The organism is Ktedonobacter sp. SOSP1-85 (assembly GCF_016587415.1).
Lineage (GTDB): Bacteria > Chloroflexota > Ktedonobacteria > Ktedonobacterales > Ktedonobacteraceae > Ktedonobacter.
On sequence record NZ_BNJI01000001.1, the window covers coordinates 5553203 to 5572662 of the forward strand.

Genomic DNA, 19460 nt, shown 5'->3' on the forward strand with positions numbered 1-19460 from the left:
ACAGCGTATACTTGAGTAGTAGTTAATGTTGAAAGGCTAAAAACAGGTAAAAGTAATTTATCAATCGATAAATATTTTATAGGGATGGAAAAACTTTACTTGTTTTTGTTGACAAAAAAGCACCAGATCTCTACAATACAGAAGCCTTGTATACGTATTTTTGATTATGTTTCTAAATTGACTTTTGTGGTTTGGGTTCTATTTCTCGTGACATGCACGTAGAAAGAATTTGGCAATGATGCCTACCAGAACTATTTTTGATTTTCGTGACCAGCTGATTCAGGATTACGCCTCTTATATCAATAGTTTTATTCAGATACGTGACCAGGATATACAGTCTTTTGTGGAAGGGAAATTGCGGGAGGGAGTACTCTGGCCAGAACCACTGATCCAGCTCAACCCTCTTTTTGAGCCTGGCGAATCGATTGATGAGCTTGTATCCCGTGATGTGTTGCACCGAGAGTGCGCACATATCTTTCGCAAGGGAAAATCTGAGACGAATACTGTTGGGTCGGTGCTCCGCTTGCACCGGCACCAGTCTGAGGCCATTCGCGTAGCTCAGCAAGGTGCCAGCTATGTTCTGACTACGGGAACAGGTTCAGGTAAGAGCCTCTCCTATATTATTCCTATCGTTGATCATGTCTTACGTCACGGGAGCGGGAAGGGCATCAAGGCCATCGTTGTCTATCCCATGAACGCTCTGGCCAATAGTCAGTTGAAAGAGCTGGAAAAGTTCTTGCAGCATGGATATGCGAATGGCACAAGCCCGGTGACCTTCGCGCGCTATACCGGCCAGGAGTCTGATGAAACTCGTCAGCAGATCATTGCGCAACCACCTGATATCCTCTTAACGAACTATGTGATGCTGGAGTTGATCCTGACCCGCTCGGTCGAGCGTCCTCTGATTTCTGCCCCCAATCTGCAATTCCTGGTCCTGGACGAGTTGCACACCTACCGTGGCCGCCAGGGATCGGATGTCGCGCTCCTGGTGCGCCGCGTACGTGATCGCCTGGCGGCTGACGAACTGCAGTGCATTGGTACGTCTGCGACCCTGGCCGGGGCTGGAAGTTATGAGGAGCAGCAAGCCGAGGTCGCACATATGGCCTCGCAGATCTTTGGCACCTCGGTCAAACCAGAGCACATCATTGGTGAGACACTTGTGCCTACCACACAAGCGCTTGAGTATGATGCGCAGTCCTTGCAGCGCCTGACGCAGCGGGTGCTGGATAGCGCGTATCAGCCACCAAAGGACTACCAGAGCTTTATCCAGGACCCTCTCTCCGGCTGGATTGAGAACACCTTTGGCATCACTGAGCGCGCAGGCCGTTATGTACGTACAGTTCCTAAGAGTATCAAAGGGGAGCACGGGGCCGCAGAGGCGCTGAGCACACTGACCGGGGTACCTCTTGAACGCTGTATTGAAGTGATTCAACAGACCTTGCTCGCGGGCTATGAGTGCGAGCCACATCCAGAGACTGGACGCCCTCCCTTCGCTTTCCGCCTGCACCAGTTTATCAGCAAGGGTGATACCCTCTACGCCTCGCTGGCGTCCAGGCGCCATCTGACCCTACAGCGCCAGCAGTTTGTGCCTGGCAATCGCCAGGCGGCGCATGTGCTCCTCCCACTCGTCTTCTGTCGCGAATGTGGACAGGAGTATTACTGTGTACGCGTGAAAGAGGGGCACTTTATTCCACGGGAGCTCAATGATCAGCTCGATGAAGAGGGCCAGGCGGGATTTATCTATGCTAGTCAGGATCATGCCTGGCCGCTGGGTGGAGAAGAACTGCTGGAGCGCCTGCCGGAAGACTGGCTTGAAGAGGGGAAGACGGGCGTGCGTGTGAAGAGCGGCCGCAAGAAGGACCTGCCCCAGCCTATGCGTGTGCGTCCTGATGGCACGTTTAAGGAGAGCAGCGATACCTCTGCGAGCGATGAAGAAATGGCCTGCCATTTTGTTCCCGCACCCTTTCGCTTCTGCCTGCATTGTGGCGTCACCTACGGTTCGCGCCAGTCGGGCGACTTCTCCAAACTGGCCTCACTCAGCTCGGAGGGACGCAGTACTGCGACCACCATCCTCAGCCTCTCGACCATTCGCCATCTGCGCGAGGATCCTCAGCGCACCCTGCCCGCCAAAATGCTGAGTTTTACCGACAATCGCCAGGACGCCTCACTCCAGGCGGGTCACTTCAACGACTTTATTGAAGTGGGCGTGCTGCGAGCTGCGCTCTACCAGGCGGCACAGCAGCGCGGCAGCGAAGGCCTTCAGCATGATGAGCTGACGCAGAAGGTCTTCGAGGCACTCTCACTGCCACTGGATCGCTATGCCAGCGATCCGAGCGTCAAATACCAGGCCTTGAACGATACGAAGCAGGCCCTGCGCCAGGTGCTTGGCTATCACCTTTATCGCGATCTAAAGCGCGGGTGGCGTATCACCTCACCCAACCTGGAACAGTGTGGTCTGCTCAAGATTCACTATCGTTCGCTTGAGGATGTATGCCAGGACGAAGAGGTGTGGAGCAATGGTCATAGCGCCTTGAGTACAGCTACCCCACAGACACGCGAAAAGGTAGCCCGGGTCCTGCTCGATTATATGCGCCGTGAGCTGGCGATCAAGGTTGATTACCTGGAGCCGGAATTTCAGGAGCGATTACAGCAGAAGAGCAATCAATTCCTGGTGGCTCCCTGGGCGCTGGATGAGAATGAAACAAAGGTCCATGCCTCGATTCTCTTCCCACGGTCAGCAGGGAACAAGGATTACGGCGGGAATGTCTTCCTTACCGCGCGTGGTGGCTTCGGCCAATATCTCCGGCGCAAGAAGACGTTTAGCGACTTTCATGAGAAGCTGCGCCTTGAGGACACTGACCAGATTATTTGTGAGTTGCTAGAGGGCCTGCGCGTAGCTGGCCTGGTCGAGCGGGTAGTAGAGCCGCGCTCGAAAGGCCCGAAACGCGAGAAAGATGATGTGCCTGGCTACCAGTTGCCGGCCTCGGCGATGACCTGGCTGGCAGGAGATGGGACACAGGCCTTCTATGATCCCATTCGCGTGCCGCGAGAGTCGAACGAGGGGCATGGAACCAATCCCTTCTTCGTGGCGTTCTATCGCGAGACCGCGGCCAAGCTTGAGGACATTCGCGCTTATGAGCATACGGCCCAGGTGCCCTATGATTTGCGCCTGAAACGTGAGGAGGACTTCCGGGAAAATAAGATTCCTATTCTCTACTGTTCGCCAACCATGGAGCTGGGCGTCGATATCTCGGAGCTGAACGTGGTCAATATGCGCAATGCTCCGCCAACTCCCGCCAACTATGCGCAGCGCAGTGGTCGAGCCGGGCGTAGCGGCCAGCCCGCGCTGGTCTTTACCTACTGCTCAACAGGCAGCCCGCACGATCAGTACTTCTTCAAACGCCCAGAGAACATGGTTGCGGGCGCGGTGACGCCTCCACGCCTTGACCTGGCGAACGAGGACCTGGTGCGCGCGCATATCCATGCTATCTGGCTGACCGAGACCGGGCTGAGCCTGAAGCGTTCGGTCAAAGATCTGCTGGATGTTTCAGGCGAAAATCCCTCGCTTGCATTGCTGGATGAGGTAAGAGATAGTATCGAAGACCTCTCGGCGAAGAAACGTGCGCGCAAGAGAGCGGCGAGCATTCTTGCGACCCTGCGTGAGGCGCTGAGCGGCGTGGCATGGTACAAAGAGGATGAGTGGCTGGAGCACGTACTTGACCAGGTGGTAAAACGCTTCGACGAGACGTGTAACCGTTGGCGCACACTCTATAATGCGGCGCTGGACCAGGCACGCAAGCAGAGCGATATCATGTTGGATGCCTCACGGAGCCAGTTTGACAAGGACCAGGCCAAGCGCCTGCGGGCAGAGGCCGAGTCGCAGCTGGCGCTGCTGACGGACGTATCGAGCCTGGAACAGTCGGATTTCTACAGCTACCGCTATTTCGCGACCGAGGGCTTCTTGCCGGGCTATAACTTCCCGCGCCTGCCCCTCTCGGCGTATATTCCCGGGCGGCGCGTGCGGCAGCAGGCTCGCGATGAGTATCTCTCGCGCCCGCGCTTCCTGGCCATCTCAGAGTTTGGTCCGCGTGCCATCGTCTATCATGAGGGGTCGCGCTACCTGATCAACCGCGTGATCCTTTCCATGAGCGAGAGTGAGAATCTGACCACGAGTGGTGTCAAGCAGTGTGAGCACTGTGGCTATCTGCATCCGTTGCAGGATGGTCTGGGCATGGATGTCTGTGAGCACTGTGGTGCGCAGCTTCCCATTCCCTTGCGCAACCTCTTCCGCCTACAAAACGTCGCGACCCAGCGGCGTGAGAAGATCAATTCCGACGAGGAGGAACGTATGCGCCTGGGATATGAGATCCGCACCGCGGTGCGTTTCTCTCAGCATGAAGGCACCTCCTCGGCTTGTGTGGGTCATGTAAAGCCCATTGGCAAGGCGGACGACGGTGAAGAGGGCGAGGCTCTGGCGAAACTGACTTATAGCCATTCCGCGACGCTCTGGCGCATCAATCTGGGCTGGATGCGGCGCAAAGAGAAGAGCCAGCATGGCTTTGTGCTAGACCTCGAGCGCGGCTACTGGGCCAAGAGCGAGCAAGCGGTCGACGAGCCAGATGATCCCATGTCGCCCCGTACGGCGCGTGTGATTCCATACGTGGAGGATAGTCGGAACTGTCTACTCTTCGAGCCTGTCGTGCCGCAAAAGGCCAGGGTCATGGCCTCGCTCCAGGCGGCGCTTAAGAGTGCTATCCAGGTGCGCTACCAGCTTGAGGACAATGAGCTGGCGGCTGAACCATTGCCAGATGAGAAGAACCGCCGCTCACTCCTCTTCTACGAGTCTGCCGAGGGCGGGGCTGGCGTACTCAATCGCTTGCTTGAGGAGCCGAATGCGATGCGTGAGATTGCTCGCGAGGCGCTGCGGCTCTGCCACTTCGATCCAGATACAGGCGAGGACTTGCGGCGCGCCCCGCGCGCTCAAGAGGACTGCGAGGCGGCCTGCTATGATTGCCTGCTCTCGTACTATAACCAGCGCGATCACCTCTTGCTGGATCGCTTCGCGATTCTCCCCTTCCTCTTCCAGTTGGCTCAGTCGCAAGTAGCGGCCTCGCCTACGGCTAACCCACGTTCGGAGCACCTGGAGCAACTCTTGCGCCAGGCGGGTTCTGACCTGGAGCGAGAATGGCTCTACTTCCTGGAGAACCGGGGCGCAAGCCTGCCATCGCATGCCCAGAAGCTGCTCGAGTCCTGTGGTACCCGCCCGGATTTCCTCTACGACGAGGAGATGATCGCGGTCTATATCGATGGTCCACACCATATGTATCCCGAGCGCCGGGCACGTGATACCCAGGTGACGGAGTGCCTGGAGGATCTGGGCTACTTCGTGATTCGCTTCACACACCACGATGATTGGGCGGCCATCGTCGCTCAATATCCAAATATCTTTGGGGGACAGGCATGACAACTGATACGGACTTTACAGTTGGTTCACTGGTGAAGGCTCGCGGGAGAGAGTGGGTTGTGCTCCCGGATTCAAATAAAGAAGTGTTGCTCCTGCGCCCGCTGGGTGGCACTGAGGACGAGGTTACAGGTATCTATCGCGCCCTGGAGACCGTCATCCCAGCCTCCTTCGCGCCCCCTGACCCCAAGCAACTGGGTGATTATCGCTCCTGCCGCCTGCTGCGTGACGCGGTGCGCCTGGGCTTTCGCTCAAGCGCCGGTCCCTTCCGTTCGTTTGCGCGCCTGGCGGTCGAGCCGCGTCCCTACCAGCTGGTGCCGCTCTTGATGGCGCTGAAACAGGAGCCGGTGCGTCTGCTCATCGCCGATGACGTCGGTATCGGTAAGACCGTGGAGGCAGGCCTGGTCGCCCGCGAGCTCCTGGATCGTGGTGAAATTTCACGCCTGGCCGTGCTCTGTCCGCCACACCTGGCCGAGCAGTGGCAGGCCGAGCTCAATGAAAAATTTCATATAGAGACGAAGCTGGTGCTCTCCAGCACCGTCTCGCAGTTGGAGCGTGAGTGCCGCCTGGGCCAATCGGTCTTTGAGCGTTTCCCCTTTGTTATCATCTCCATCGATTTTATTAAATCTGATCGCCGCCGTGACGAGTTCTTGCGCACCTGTCCTGAGTTCGTGATCGTGGATGAGGCCCATACCTGTGCCGAGGCTGGGGAAGGGCGCGGGAGCCGTCAGCAGCGGCACCAGCTGGTAAAGAGCATCGCCGCCGATCCGCAGCGTCACCTGGTCTTGGTCACAGCGACTCCCCATAGCGGCAACGAGAGCGCCTTCCGCTCGCTGCTGGCTCTGCTCAACAAGAAATTCGCGCAGTTGCCCGATGATCTGAGTGGACGCCAGCATGAGCAGGCGCGTCGTGAACTGGCGACCTATTTTGTGCAGCGCCGCCGTGCCGATATCCGGGCCTACATGCAAGCCGATACGCCTTTCCCAGATCGCCTGGAGCAGGAGCAGAGCTATAAGCTCTCGCCTGAGTACCGCCGCCTGGTTGAGAAGGTGCTCCGCTTCGCCCGCGAAACGGTGATTGACCCCCAGGATAGCAGCAAGCATCGCCAGCGTGTGCGCTGGTGGTCTATCCTCGCGCTGCTGCGCTCTATCGCCTCCAGCCCAGCCGCCGCCGCCGCCACACTGCGTAGCCGGGCCGCGACCGCCGATAGCGAGAGCGAAGAGGAGGCCAACAAGATCGGCCGGCATACCCTGCTGGACCTGATGGATAACGAGGCCACCGAGGGGATTGACCTGGTGCCGGGCAGCGATTTTGAAGAGGAGCAGACAGCCGAGCCACGTGTGCGCCGCCGCTTGCAGGAGATGGCGCGTGAGGCCGAGGCCCTGGAGGGCGCGAAGGATGAGAAGCTCCAGCAGGCCATCAAGATGGTCTCTGGCATGCTTAAGGACGGCTTTCAGCCCATCGTCTTCTGTCGCTTCATCCCTACGGCGGAGTATGTGGCGCGTGCCCTGCGTGAGCGCCTGCCTAAGGGCGTCCAGGTAGAGGCGGTGACCGGCCTGCTGCCCCCGGTCGAGCGTGAGGACCGCATCGCGGAGCTGGCGGAGCATCCCCAGCGCGTCCTGGTCTGTACCGATTGTTTGAGCGAGGGTATCAACCTGCAAGAGCACTTTAACGCCGTCATTCACTATGACCTCTCGTGGAATCCGACGCGCCATGAGCAGCGCGAGGGCCGCGTGGACCGCTTCGGCCAGCCCAGGAAAGAGGTGCGTGTCGTTACCTACTACGATGGCTCAAGCGACTCTATTGATCAAATCGTCCTGGAGGTTCTGCTGCGCAAGCATAATTCCATCCGCAAGGTACTCGGCGTCTCGGTGCCTGTTCCCGCTGGCAGCGACCGCGTCATTGAGTCTATTCTTGAGGATAGAATTTTGCACGGCAAGGGAGGCCAACTTGGAGGCGACCAGCTTGCTCTTCCCGGGATGGAAGACCCACGCGAGCGGGAGCTTTCCCAGCAATGGACCAATGCCTCCGAGCGTGAGAAGCGCTCACGTACCGTGTTTGCCCAGGAGACGATCAAGGTGGACGAGGTCTCGCGTGAGCTTGAGGCTATGCACACCGCCATAGGCTCAACGGTCGATGTGGCAGACTTTTCACGTGAAGCCTTGCGAGAGTATGGCGCGGCGGTCAGCCAGAACGGGAGAGGGATCACACAGATTGATCTCAAGGAGACGCCTCGTGCCCTACGCGATACACTCTCTCTCAACAAGTCCGCCATCAAGGCGCGTTTCGAGCTTCCGATCAATGATGGCGAGATCTACCTCAATCGCACGCATCCCTTCGTGGACGGTCTGGCAACCTATGTCATGGATACCGCCCTTGACTCTGAGGGTGAGAAGAGCATCGCCAGCCGCTGCGGTGTCATCCGGACCAGCCGCGTCTCGAAGCGTACCACCCTCCTCCTGACACGCATCCGCTTCCACCTCACAGTGCAGCAGGGCGGCCAGAAGCGCGTCCTCCTGTCAGAGGACTGCCGGATCTTTGCCTTTTGTGGCTCCGCACAGAACGCGGAATGGATTGGTGATCAAGCACTTATCAATGAGCTGATTGAGGCGCAACCTGAGGCCAATACACTCTTCCAACAAGCGCAGAATATGCTCAGCCAGGTCATCGATAATCTGCCTCTCCTCCAGCCCCACCTGGAAGAAGCCGCGAAAAGATGTGGTGAAGAGCTACGCGATGCGCACCGGCGCGTGCGTGCCGCCTCACAGATGCGTGGCGTGAGCTACTACGTGGAGCCCCAGCTACCACTAGATGTGTTGGGCATCTACGTCTACCTGCCGAAGATCTAAACAATAGCAAAGTCCGATAAGTTTCTTGACAATGTATGGCGGGAACCCGTCCATGCAGAAGGGCTAAGGTAGTGCTTCTAAACCCCCTTCGGGGGCATAGGGGCACTACCTACCTTGGCTATCCTGCCGGACGGGGGATTGCCTCACACATCGCAGTGAGGGTAGATGCGCCCTTTAGAAGCACTACCCAATCTGTGCCGCATATGCAAGCCGCCGTTCCAACAAAACGTATATAGCGTTAATCAGTCCAAGCATGGACCCCACAAGAATAGAGAGAGAGAACACCCGGCATGGTCGCTATACGCAAACGTCAACAAGCCATCTTCTCCACCGTCCACACTGAAGGGGCAAACCTGCCCATGGACCTGCTTCAGCGTATCGCACAGAATGATTCCCAGATTGCGGGCCTGACACCAGAGGCCTATCACCTGACGGCCGAGAAGCTCAACGAGGCCATCAACCGCGCCTGGCTGCGCGTCCTCAGCGCCTGGAATGCCTTCAAGCTCGCGCAAGCCCGCCTTCCCGAAACGGATAGCGGCACCACCCTGACGCGTGAGCGCTGGCTGCTTCCCCTCTTTAGCGAGCTGGGCTATGGCCGCCTGTTCACGACGAAGCCCATTGAGATTGGCGAGAAGAGCTACTCTATTTCGCATAGCTGGAACCATACCCCCATTCACCTGGTGAGCTACAAGGTCGACCTCGATCATATGACCAGGAGCGCGGCGGGCGCCATGCGCAGCAGTCCACATAGTCTCTTGCAGGAGCTGCTCAACCGCTCGGATGAGTATTTGTGGGGCATCGTCTCCAATGGCCTGAAGCTGCGCATCCTGCGCGATAACGTCAGCCTGACACGCCAGGCCTATGTCGAGTTCGATCTCGAATCCATGATGAATGGCGAGGTCTATGCCGACTTCGTCCTGCTCTGGCTGCTCTGTCACGAGTCGCGAGTCGAGGCCGAGCGCCCCGAGGAGTGCTGGCTGGAGAAGTGGTCGCGCACGGCTCATGAGCAGGGCGTACGCGCCCTTGGTGACCTACGCGACGGTGTCGAGCAGGCCATCACCGATCTAGGCAGCGGCTTCCTGGCCCATCCCGCCAATGGTCCTCTGCGCGAAAAGCTGCGCACGGGCGAGCTGCAAGCCCAGGACTACTACCGCCAGATTCTACGCCTCGTTTACCGCCTGATTGTGCTCTTCGTCGCCGAGGACCGCGATATCCTCTTTGATCCCGAGGCGCTCTCTGCCAACCGCGAGGTCTATACCCGCTACTACTCCACTTCGCGCTTGCGCTTCCTGGCCGAGCAGCATATCGGCACGCGCCATGGAGACCTCTTTCACAGCCTGCGCCTGGTCATGAACAAACTGGGCCTTGCCGAGGGCTGTCGCGAGTTGGGGCTTCCCGCCCTCAACGGCTTCCTCTTCTCGCGCCAGGCCATCGAAGACTTGAATGACTGCGAGCTGGCGAATTATGCTCTGCTGGCGGCCATTCGCTCCCTGGCCTACACCGCCAGCGGGCGCACGCGCCGCGTTGTCGACTACAAAAACCTCGGCTCTGAAGAGCTGGGCAGCGTCTACGAGTCCCTGCTCGAACTGCACCCTGTGCTGCACATCGAGAGCGCCAAGTTTGAGCTAGCCAGCGCCAGCGGCAACGAGCGCAAGACCACCGGCAGCTACTACACTCCCACCAGTCTCATTAACTGCCTGCTCGACTCCGCCCTCGACCCCGTGCTGGAGGAGGCCGTCACGCAGCCCGATCCCGAGAGCGCTATCCTCAACCTCAAGGTCTGTGATCCCGCCTGTGGTAGCGGCCACTTCCTCGTCGCCGCCGCGCACCGCATGGCCAAGAAGCTGGCCTATGTGCGCACCGGAGAAGAGGAGCCAACTCCCGAGGCACGCCGCAAGGCCCTGCGCGACGTCGTAGGCAAATGTATCTACGGCGTCGACATCAACCCCATGTCCGTCGAACTCTGCAAAGTCAGCCTCTGGATGGAGGCCATCGAGCCTGGCAAGCCCCTCTCCTTCCTCGACGCCCACATCCAGTGTGGCAACAGCCTCCTCGGTACCACGCCAGCCCTGCTTAAGCAAGGCATCCCCGACGCTGCCTTCGAGTCTATCGAGGGTGACGACAAGAAGGTCTGTAGCGACTACAAAAAGCGCAACAAACAGATGCGCGCGGGCCAGCTCAGCCTCTTCAACGAGAATTTGCAGCCCTGGGATCGCCTGGGCGACCTGTTGACAGGTATCATGCAGTTGGAGGAGATGGGCGAAGACACCGTCGAGGATGTGCGCCGCAAGCAGGAGTACTACGACAAGCTGGTAAAGTCCTCAGACTATGAATATAGCAAGCTCTGGGCCGACGCTTGGTGTGCCGCCTTCGTCTGGAAGAAGACACGCGAGTTCGAGCCACCTATCACTGAGGAGACCTTCCGCAAAATAGAGCGCAACCCCCACACCCTCGCTGCCTGGATGAAGGAAGAAGTCGCGCGCCTCGCCCAACAGTATCAGTTCTTCCACTGGCACCTGGCCTTCCCTGACGTCTTCCGCGTCCCCGGCAAAAACGAACAGCCCGAAAACGAGCAGACCGGCTGGTCCGGCGGCTTCGACGTCGTGCTGGGCAACCCACCATGGGAGAAGATCAAGATCCAGGAGAAGGAGTGGTTTGCCTCACGCAATCCCGCCATCGCTAACGCCGCCAATGCCGCCCATCGCCGTAAGATGATTGTTGCCCTGGAGCAGGGAGACCCTGCCCTCTATGCCGCCTTCCGCGAAGACCTGCGTAAAGCCGAAGGCGAGAGCTACTTGATCCGGCGCAGTGAGCGCTACCCGCTCTGTGGGCGCGGTGATATTAATACTTACGCCATCTTCGCCGAAGACATGCGCCAGATTGTCAGTCCTACCGGGCGTGTCGGTTGCATCGTTCCCTCCGGTATTGCCACCGATGACACCACCAAATTCTTCTTCCAGGACCTAATGAGTACTAGCACTTTAGCTAGTTTATATAGTTTTGAAAACGAGGAGCATGTGTTTCCTGCCGTCCATAATGCGACAAAGTTCTGCCTAATGACGATTTCTGGAAAGGAGAGAAAGCATCCTTTTACTGATTTTGTATTTTTTGCCCGTCAAACTTCCTATTTGAGTGACTCAAATAGGCATTTCTCTTTATCATCTGATGATATTGCTATCTTGAATCCGAATACACGGAATTGCCCGACTTTTCGATTTAAACGAGATGTAGAATTAGCCAAGGCAGCATATACTCGCTTTCCAGTTCTAATTAGGGGAGAAAGCCTTGAGGAAAACCCTTGGCAGATTTTGTTTTCGCGAATGTTTGATATGGCAAATGATTCACATGTATTTTGTACGCAGGAGCAGTTAAAGGCTGAAGGTTGGCTTCTTCAGGGAAATGTTTTTTATAAAGAAAAAGAGAAATTCCTCCCTCTTTATGAAGGAAAAATGATAAGACATTTCGATAATCGCTATGGTACATATGAAGGCCAGACACAAGCTCAGGCGAATAAAGGCAACTTACCGCAATTAACTGCACAACAGCATGCTAATCCTTGGGCGCTGACAATACCTAAATATTGGGTTCACCACTCTACGCTTCCAGATTATATGCAGAAAGGAAGTACTTCTCTTCTTGTGCTTCGTGCTATTACACGATCTGTTGATTATAGAACATTAATACCTTCTATCGTGCCAGCCGTTGCTTGTGGTGATACCTTACAGGTCGTAAATCTCAGGTCTAAGAGTTCAAATGATGCGTTGTATCTGTGTTACTGTATCGGTTCTTTTGTTTTTGACTATTTTTCTAGGCAGAAGCTGGGCGGAGTCAAGTTAAGCTTCTTTATCTTAAAGCAACTTCCCATTTTATCACCAAGCCTCCATAGAGAAACATGTTCTTGGAGTAATGGCATTTCCTTGAGCAATTGGATCTTTCCTCGTGCTCTTGAGCTTACTTATACTGCCTGGGACCTCGAAGCCTTTGCCCAAGATTGTGGCTATGACGGCCCTCCCTTCCGTTGGGATGAGGAGCGGCGCTTCCTCCTGCGCTGCGAACTGGATGCTGCTTACTTCCACCTCTATGGCATCAAACGCGAGGATGTGGACTATATCATGGAGACCTTCCCCATCCTCAAGCGCGACGACGAGAAGCAGCATGGCGAGTACCGCACCAAGCGCGTGATCCTCGAAATCTACGACGAGATGCAGCGCGCTATGGAGGGCGGCCAGGCCTACCAGACGCGGCTCGATCCACCTCCGGCTGACCCACGCGTGGCGCACCAGGCCAGGGTCAGCGGAGAGTAAGAGAGAAGAAAGAGAGCAATAATAATGTACACATTGATTAGCCCGGATGGAAAGCCATACCAAAGTACTCTGAAAGGCACGTTTGGAGGGCATAAAGGGCTCAAAATCTATGGACGTCTTGACTGTCCAAGTGCGAATCGGGCGATTGCTAATGGTCACTATGTCAAGCATCGCGTTTTCTTCGCTGATGAAGCCACAGCCATTGAGGCTGGATACCGACCATGTGGCAACTGCATGAAGGATCGGTATGCGCTATGGCAACAGGCGTTGGCCCAAGCAGCAGGAGATCAGAAGCAGGCCCGAACAATTTACCACTCGTTGTGTGGGTTGTGAGCCTAAGATGAGTTGTAGTGCATTGGCTGGGATTGGCGGTGACTGGATCGTTCAACAGCCAATGCTCCTCTGGCGCAAGCCGCCGCTCAATCCACCCCTGGCTGACCCCTCCGCGTGGCGCACGAGGCGAGGAGTCAGGAGCAGGCCTTTTAGTGGAGACATGATTTGTCAGCATATTGCTTTTTAAAACTTTTATGATACATGCATTTTTTTATAGTAATGCAAATGCCTCTTTTCAAAGCAGGGGCAGTTGGAAATAAAAATAGAGGAGTACATACATAACAATGTATTTTGAAGAGCTAAATTTAATCACTCGCCAATGTATGCTTGATGAACTTGAGCAAGAAGAAAGGGGTGGCAATCCTTATAGAGGAAGGTTATTGTCTGTTGCAGGAAAGGCTGCATTCCCCGATCTTATGCGTCAAGCAATCCTTTCCGGGAATGAACAGACACTTGTTCATTCGCTCGTGATTTCTCAGTATTGGCAATCTGCTGAGAGCTATAGCAAGGGAGTGCGGAGGATTAATATTCAGCAACAGGCTGAACGTTTGGGACTTTCTGAGTTCAATACCTGGTATGTTCGGGGTTTTGCTAAGCGGCTTTTGCAGGAAGGTATGACACATTGTCAAGTTTACCGTGCTGCTGAACCAAAGGGTGCTCGTGAGACATGTAGCTTCTATGAAGGCCAGACATTTCCTGTAGAAGAGGTGTACCAGGGGCATCGTGCTCAATACTGGCCTGCTTCCAATCCACGAGCTTTCTCTGTCCCCTTTGGCCCCAACTGCCATCATACAATTCGACGCTGCCGTTGAGAGACGGTTGTAAACAGAACCATTGTCATCGAAAGTATGCATGACTGGTTAGTGATAGTGTTGGCGAAGTGGACATATATGTGCCACCACTCTAAGTATGGAATAGCAATTCGCCAACACTAGCTTAATGGAAGTTTTACCACAAGAGGAAGTGCAGTTAGCTGATATTTGTATCTCCCAAATTTACCTGTATTATGCCATAGTCTTTTATTTGTCATAATACCGCTATGATTCTACTGGATTTTGGAGTGTTGTAAACGATGGCGATACTTGATGAACGGATTCGTCGGGAGCTTTTAGATCTTTACCAGGAGCTGCTGGCTAAGGGTGAGTGGCGAGTAGGGGCTGACCTCCAGCGCTACTATGATATCTTTCGCGATAAGTTTGGCCCTGAGCGCTTGCGCGATCTTGATGGCGAAGAACTGTTAGATACACTGCATGGGCCAGGCAAAAATAGCCTTGCCTACTGGCTGGAACGTAAGAACGACGACGAGTTTCCCTCAGGTTTTGGCAGTATTGCCGGGGGAAGTGCCTACAAATTTGGTCTCTTTCTCAAGCGCGATACAGGTTTCTGGATGAGTGGTTCTTCGCAAAATCCTGTGGTGCTCACACAGAGGCAGGCACTTGAGAAAGCACGGCAACAACGCGATCAATTACTGGCTGGCGTTGAGATCCTAGAAAATATGCCAGCACAAGGCTCTGACGAAGACTATGAAGATCTGCAGCAGGAGATGGATCGCATTGCCCCCGAGATTAGTAACTCTGCGTGGGGTCATAAGTATTTTAGCCTGCTTTTCCCGGATAAATTAGATGACTACCATGCAGGGGATTATCAGCGTTTTCACCTGGTGAAACTTTTGCAGATTCCTCCCTCTATGGAAGGCAGATATGTTTGTGCTGGCCGTTTTATAACTGTTGCACGCGAGTTGGAACTGGCTGTCAATACGCTCACACATTTATTGAATGTTCGCAGTGGCGATCCTCATCGTTACTGGCGCATTGGTACCAGGGGGTGGATTAGCGGCGAGGATTTTTGGGAGCACATGCAGGCGGGGAACTACTGCGCGACTGGCTTTAATAAAGTCGGTGATCTCTCTACACTTCCTGATGGTGAAGATGGTAAGCATGACATACGTGCCTGGCTGAAGGAGGCCTATCCCGAAAAGCCAGCCACAGAAATTGGGCGCATCGCGCGTCAAATGGCGGATTTTCGCTGGTCTATCGTCTCGGGCGATTTCGTGTTAGCTTCCAATGGGGCGACGGTGTTGGGTGTTGGTAAGGTAACAGGCGAGTACTTTTATAATCCTGACATTGAGTTCCCACATTGCCTTCCAGTCGAGTGGCTCTCGCTCCATTCTTGGAAGCAGCCCGATCAGACGCCAGATATTGAAGGGAAACTTACAACCGTCTACCGTATGAAGCGTCCCCTCAACCTGATAGAGGCGGAGCGCCAGATTCTCAATGCTAAGTATGGGGTGTTGCCAAGTCAGAGTGATGATCAGGTTGTGCATGAAAATGGATTGAGATTAACTTACTCTACATCAAGCAATCAATCATTTGAAGAGATAAGGAGCCTTGTAGATGCTGAGGGTAATGGCAATGAAGAGATTTCTTTAAAAGGCTGGCGTGATTATGTCGCGCATGTCTTGGAAGAGGCAGAGGAGCCGCTCAGGGCCGTCGATATTACGACTAGAGCTCTTGCATTAGGTATGCGGACTGACGGAAAGACACCTGACAATACTGTGGCTAAAGTTCTGGTAACGAATCCAGATCTTTTTGAACGTGTAGGCCGAGGCCTGTATGCCCTGCGTGGGAAGCAGTATACCACGCAAGAGGTTGAGTTCGCCATTCCTCGCGAGCGTGAGATGCCGCAGCCGGAACCGCTACAGGTTCAAGAGGCGGTCGAGCACTTCGATGATGAGAAGCTCGCGCCAGTCCTTGAACCCAGGCTCTCACGCTTGATCGCGGAACTGCGGCGGCATGTGCTGGTGGAGGAGGCGCTGGTGCGGCGCATCTATCACGCCTTGCTAAATGGGCATGTCATCTTAACTGGCCCTCCAGGAACCGGGAAGACGGAGCTGGCCCGTTTGCTTCCTGAGATCCTCTGGTGGAGCGAGACGCCAGTTGTTGAGGACCAAAATGGCCAGATGCAGCCTGCAACTCGGTGGTTGACAGAGACTGCCTATACCACGACACTCGTGACTGCGACCAGCGAATGGAGTACACGCACGCTTATCAGTAGTATCGTCCCAGTGGTGAGCAAGACCGGAGCGGGGATGACTTATCGCACTCAGCATGGACATTTGACCTCCGCCATTCTGCGTAACTGGGTCGTGCCAGGCAGCGAGATGACGCAATGGGCGTCCGCCAAACGCAGGCCAGTGCAGCAGGGCGAGGCCAGGTATAGAGGCCACTGGCTCATTATCGACGAGTTTAATCGTGCTCCCATTGATGCCGCGCTGGGCGAGGCTCTCACGGCTCTTGGCAATGGCGAAGCCTTGCAGGTCCCCATCGATGGCATACCCGTACGCTTGCCCCTGCCAAAGGATTTCCGTATTATCGGTACGCTTAATAGCTTTGATCGCAACTACCTTAACCAGATCAGCGAGGCCCTCAAGCGCCGCTTCGCCTTTATAGAGGTTTTGCCCCCTACGCGTGTATATCGCCAGCAAGAGCAGGGCATCGTGCTCTACAAGGCCCTGCGCGACCTGATGCATCTCAACCCCGAGGCCATCAAGTTCGAGGAGGATGGCACGCTGACCTGGGCGAATGTCGTCATGATCGATACCGATGCCGAGGGTAGCTATACCAGTGCCTGGAACGGTGAGCACGCGCTTTACCAGGTCTTTGCAGAGATTGCCTGGCCCCTGCTGGAGGTCCTGCGCGTCTATCGCCAGTTAGGAACCGCGCAAATCATCTCCCTGGTGCGCCAGTTGCTGACGCCCGGCATCTTGAATGGCTACACCACCTTTGAGCAATGGTTACAGGCGCTGGATATCGCCCTCTGCGACGTCATTGCCGATCAGCTTCAGGTCTTGTTACCGGATGAGTTGGATGTCTTGCTCTGGTATGTGCGCCTGGACGCGGATATCTTTATCGAGCGCTATAACGCGTTCTTAATGGGTCTGGCAGGCAAGCCACGGCGTCTTAATGCTCACCTGGAGGCCTTGAGCAATATTGTGGAACCCGAGCATGGGCAGTTGCTCACGGACGAAGAGGTAGAAGCCTTGCTGGGAGAGGAGGAGCCAGCTATCCCTGCTGGCATACTCCACGTAGCCTTTCACCTGGATCATCCTGCCTATAAGCTACCCCAGTTCGCGCGCCGCCTGCGCACCTATAAAGCGGAGCATGGTCTATGAGCAAACAGCTACAACGTCCGCCTTCGGCGGCTACCCAGGAGAGTGACCTCTGGCTCCAGCATTTGCAGCGCCGTGTGATGCTGCTTCTCTTGCGCCATGACCAGAAACTGTTTCAGGGACAGTTTCGCACCTTCTATGTGGGGAGTAGTCTCCCCACACTGCCGCTTTTGCAGTTCTATGATCGCTACCTCAAATTGCAGCTATTCAGCGCGGAACTGCTCGATGATATCCTGCCTCGTGTGCGGCGACAGTGGAGTCTGCAAACCAGCCAGCTCGCGCTCAATGAGGAAGCGCCCGTGCGTGGAGAGATCGACTGGTCACGCACCATCGCGCGAACGCTGGCCGAAGCACCGGATCAACCGCCGTTGCGCTTTGATACGCGCCTGCGCCAGCAGAGCATGCATATCCCCGAGAATGTGCTGGTCGTCGCCATTCTCCTGCGTTATCGCCAGTTGGTGCAGGGAACATTGCGCGACGATCAGCGCGAGGAGATGCTCACTAGCCAGGAGCGCCAGCAGCTTGTCAGTCTTGATGAGCGACTTGAGCGCGAACTGGCGACCCCCCATACGCGCGCCCTGGCGGAAGATGCCCGTAAGGCCGACCTGGATACCCTGATGCCCCAGGTCAGCGCGCAACTGCGTCCAGGAAGCAACCCTTATCGTGATCTGATGGCCTGGTGGGAGCAGGTAAGCAGCCTCTACATTGGCGCTACGGGTAACAGTGCCGATCAGCAGCGGCACCTGACCCTGCTCTCCAGGCGTAGAGATGCACAGATGGCCCAGTGGCTGTATGAGCTCTGGTTGGCCCTCGAACTCCTGACCTTCTTTCAAGAGATGCCTGAAGCCCAACTAAGTGACGTCGAGGTGAGCTGTAATCAACTACGCTGGCGCTTTACCTGGCAGGAGCGGCGTTTCCATTTTCATTTTCAGCGCCAACTCTCACCCAGCAATGATGGTGAAGCATCTGCCTGGCAGAATATTCCTGTATCGCAGCCCAGCTTCACCATTATGCGTGAACATCCATTAAAAGTGGAGCACAAAGGCACACTCATCTGGAAGGAGCCGCCTTTTGTTCTGTCCGCGGTCTATCCAGCACCAGAGCAGGCCGAGGCACGCCTGGGAGAGGCTATCCAGCGCCTGTTGGGTCTGATGCAGGTACAGCGCGCACCTCAGGGAGCCCTGTGTTGCCCTATTGTGGCTGCGCCCGAGCCAGGTCAGCAGATCTCCGGGACTGTGAGACCAGATGAGAGGCAATATGTGAACAGCGCCAGCGTTCACACCTCACTTACGCTCTATAAGCTCACACCTGACTTGCCCGGTGATCGCCTTCAAGAGCGCCTGCGTGCCATACTCGATCAGGCAATAGCCTCCCTACCCGAACGTGCCGCGCCAGCCTGCCATGGTTTCATGCTGGATGTCGATAGTATCAACGATAGTAATGATCGACTCCAAGAGTTTGACACTGTCTGTCCTAAACCCCATATAGGGCCGGGCATTTTTGATTTAGTACATAGCAATCATCACTGTGGCAGAGATCCTCGTGTCTGTCACATCGTTGGTCAAGTAGCTCTTCCACCTAGAGTTGTTCGTGTTTTGAACATGGATGACCTGAAATTGCAAATTGATAAACTTCGTGAATATGGAGCTGCCTCTCTGCTTCAGATAAGTGACGCGGACCATGAAAATGTAGCTGAACAACTGAGCAGCCAGATTTTGCAAAGTGTTGGTACAATGGTTGAGCAGTACTTTGAGAAGCATGGAGATGTGCAATCACAGGAGAAATATTTGCGCGAAGTTTTTGGCGATTATTGGAAGCACCAATCGCGTTCACTAGCTGAAGAAACCAGACATATTCTTCTTAGTGGAGAATATGTCTGGGATGAATACGAGAAATCAGGGTTGAAAGATTGGGCTGCACCTGCTATTCAATATTGTCGGGCTTTGGAGAGGGAGATAAAGCATCGAATTTATGCTCCCAAAAGGTTTGATTATACAATAAAGGAAAAAAGTTGGACTCTTGGTACTCCAAAGCGTTTATACGAGCATCGTAAGGATGTAAGAGGCGATGATCGTTCCAATTGGGATTTGATGGTAGAAGTTGCATCTCTCTCAGGTGTATCACCCAAAGATTTTGAAACTGTTATGAAGAGGTTATATGACGAGCAGGTGTCTAACGCGCGAAATGATTTGGCTCATGGTAAGCCAATAGACAAGCAAAGGGCAAGAAAGCTACGAGAAATTATTATAGGTCACAAAGGGAATGGCATCCTTTGCTGGATAGCTGAAAATCTTGATCCAGCTAGGGAGCCGTATTAGTAAGGATAATAGAGACGCGCTTTGATA

Annotated in this window: 7 protein-coding genes; all 7 read left to right on the top strand. The window is 55.2% G+C overall.

Annotated features, from left to right (window positions below; all coding sequences use genetic code 11):
* The first annotated feature begins 235 nt into the window (after window positions 1-235).
* The 7 genes from KTE_RS23130 (at window position 236) to KTE_RS23160 (ending at window position 19433) form a co-directional block, all read left to right on the top strand.
* Window positions 236-5464 (top strand): DEAD/DEAH box helicase, encoded by a 5229-nt coding sequence (locus KTE_RS23130; protein ID WP_201385075.1) that lies wholly within the window; start codon window positions 236-238, stop codon window positions 5462-5464.
* Window positions 5461-8310: a helicase-related protein gene (locus tag KTE_RS23135; protein WP_201385077.1), complete on the top strand. Its 2850-nt coding sequence runs from the start codon at window positions 5461-5463 to the stop codon at window positions 8308-8310. The genes KTE_RS23130 and KTE_RS23135 overlap by 4 nt, the downstream gene beginning before the upstream one ends.
* 290 nt (window positions 8311-8600) lie before the next feature.
* Entirely contained in the window at window positions 8601-12614 is a 4014-nt protein-coding gene (locus tag KTE_RS23140) for an Eco57I restriction-modification methylase domain-containing protein (RefSeq protein WP_201385079.1), read from the top strand.
* 24 nt (window positions 12615-12638) lie between these two features.
* Window positions 12639-12947 (top strand): Ada metal-binding domain-containing protein, encoded by a 309-nt coding sequence (locus tag KTE_RS23145; RefSeq protein ID WP_201385081.1) that lies wholly within the window; start codon window positions 12639-12641, stop codon window positions 12945-12947.
* 284 nt (window positions 12948-13231) lie between these two features.
* Window positions 13232-13759: a hypothetical protein gene (locus KTE_RS23150; protein WP_201385083.1), complete on the top strand. Its 528-nt coding sequence runs from the start codon at window positions 13232-13234 to the stop codon at window positions 13757-13759.
* 260 nt (window positions 13760-14019) lie between these two features.
* The gene (locus KTE_RS23155) at window positions 14020-17118 is read left to right on the top strand and encodes an AAA family ATPase (protein WP_201385085.1); all 3099 of its coding nucleotides are present in this window, start codon (window positions 14020-14022) and stop codon (window positions 17116-17118) included.
* Window positions 17115-19433, top strand: coding sequence for a hypothetical protein (locus tag KTE_RS23160; RefSeq protein WP_201385087.1), 2319 nt, complete (start codon window positions 17115-17117; stop codon window positions 19431-19433). Before KTE_RS23155 ends, KTE_RS23160 begins: the two co-directional genes overlap by 4 nt.
* The last annotated feature ends 27 nt before the right edge of the window (window positions 19434-19460 follow it).

Bases quoted from the DNA above. Each gene is read 5' to 3' on its own strand.
- KTE_RS23150 (WP_201385083.1), top strand. From the start codon at position 13,232: ATGTATTTTGAAGAGCTAAATTTAATCACTCGCCAATGTATGCTTGAT.
- KTE_RS23140 (WP_201385079.1), top strand. From the start codon at position 8,601: ATGGTCGCTATACGCAAACGTCAACAAGCCATCTTCTCCACCGTCCAC.
- KTE_RS23160 (WP_201385087.1), top strand. From the start codon at position 17,115: ATGAGCAAACAGCTACAACGTCCGCCTTCGGCGGCTACCCAGGAGAGT.
- KTE_RS23130 (WP_201385075.1), top strand. From the start codon at position 236: ATGATGCCTACCAGAACTATTTTTGATTTTCGTGACCAGCTGATTCAG.
- KTE_RS23155 (WP_201385085.1), top strand. From the start codon at position 14,020: ATGGCGATACTTGATGAACGGATTCGTCGGGAGCTTTTAGATCTTTAC.
- KTE_RS23135 (WP_201385077.1), top strand. From the start codon at position 5,461: ATGACAACTGATACGGACTTTACAGTTGGTTCACTGGTGAAGGCTCGC.
- KTE_RS23145 (WP_201385081.1), top strand. From the start codon at position 12,639: ATGTACACATTGATTAGCCCGGATGGAAAGCCATACCAAAGTACTCTG.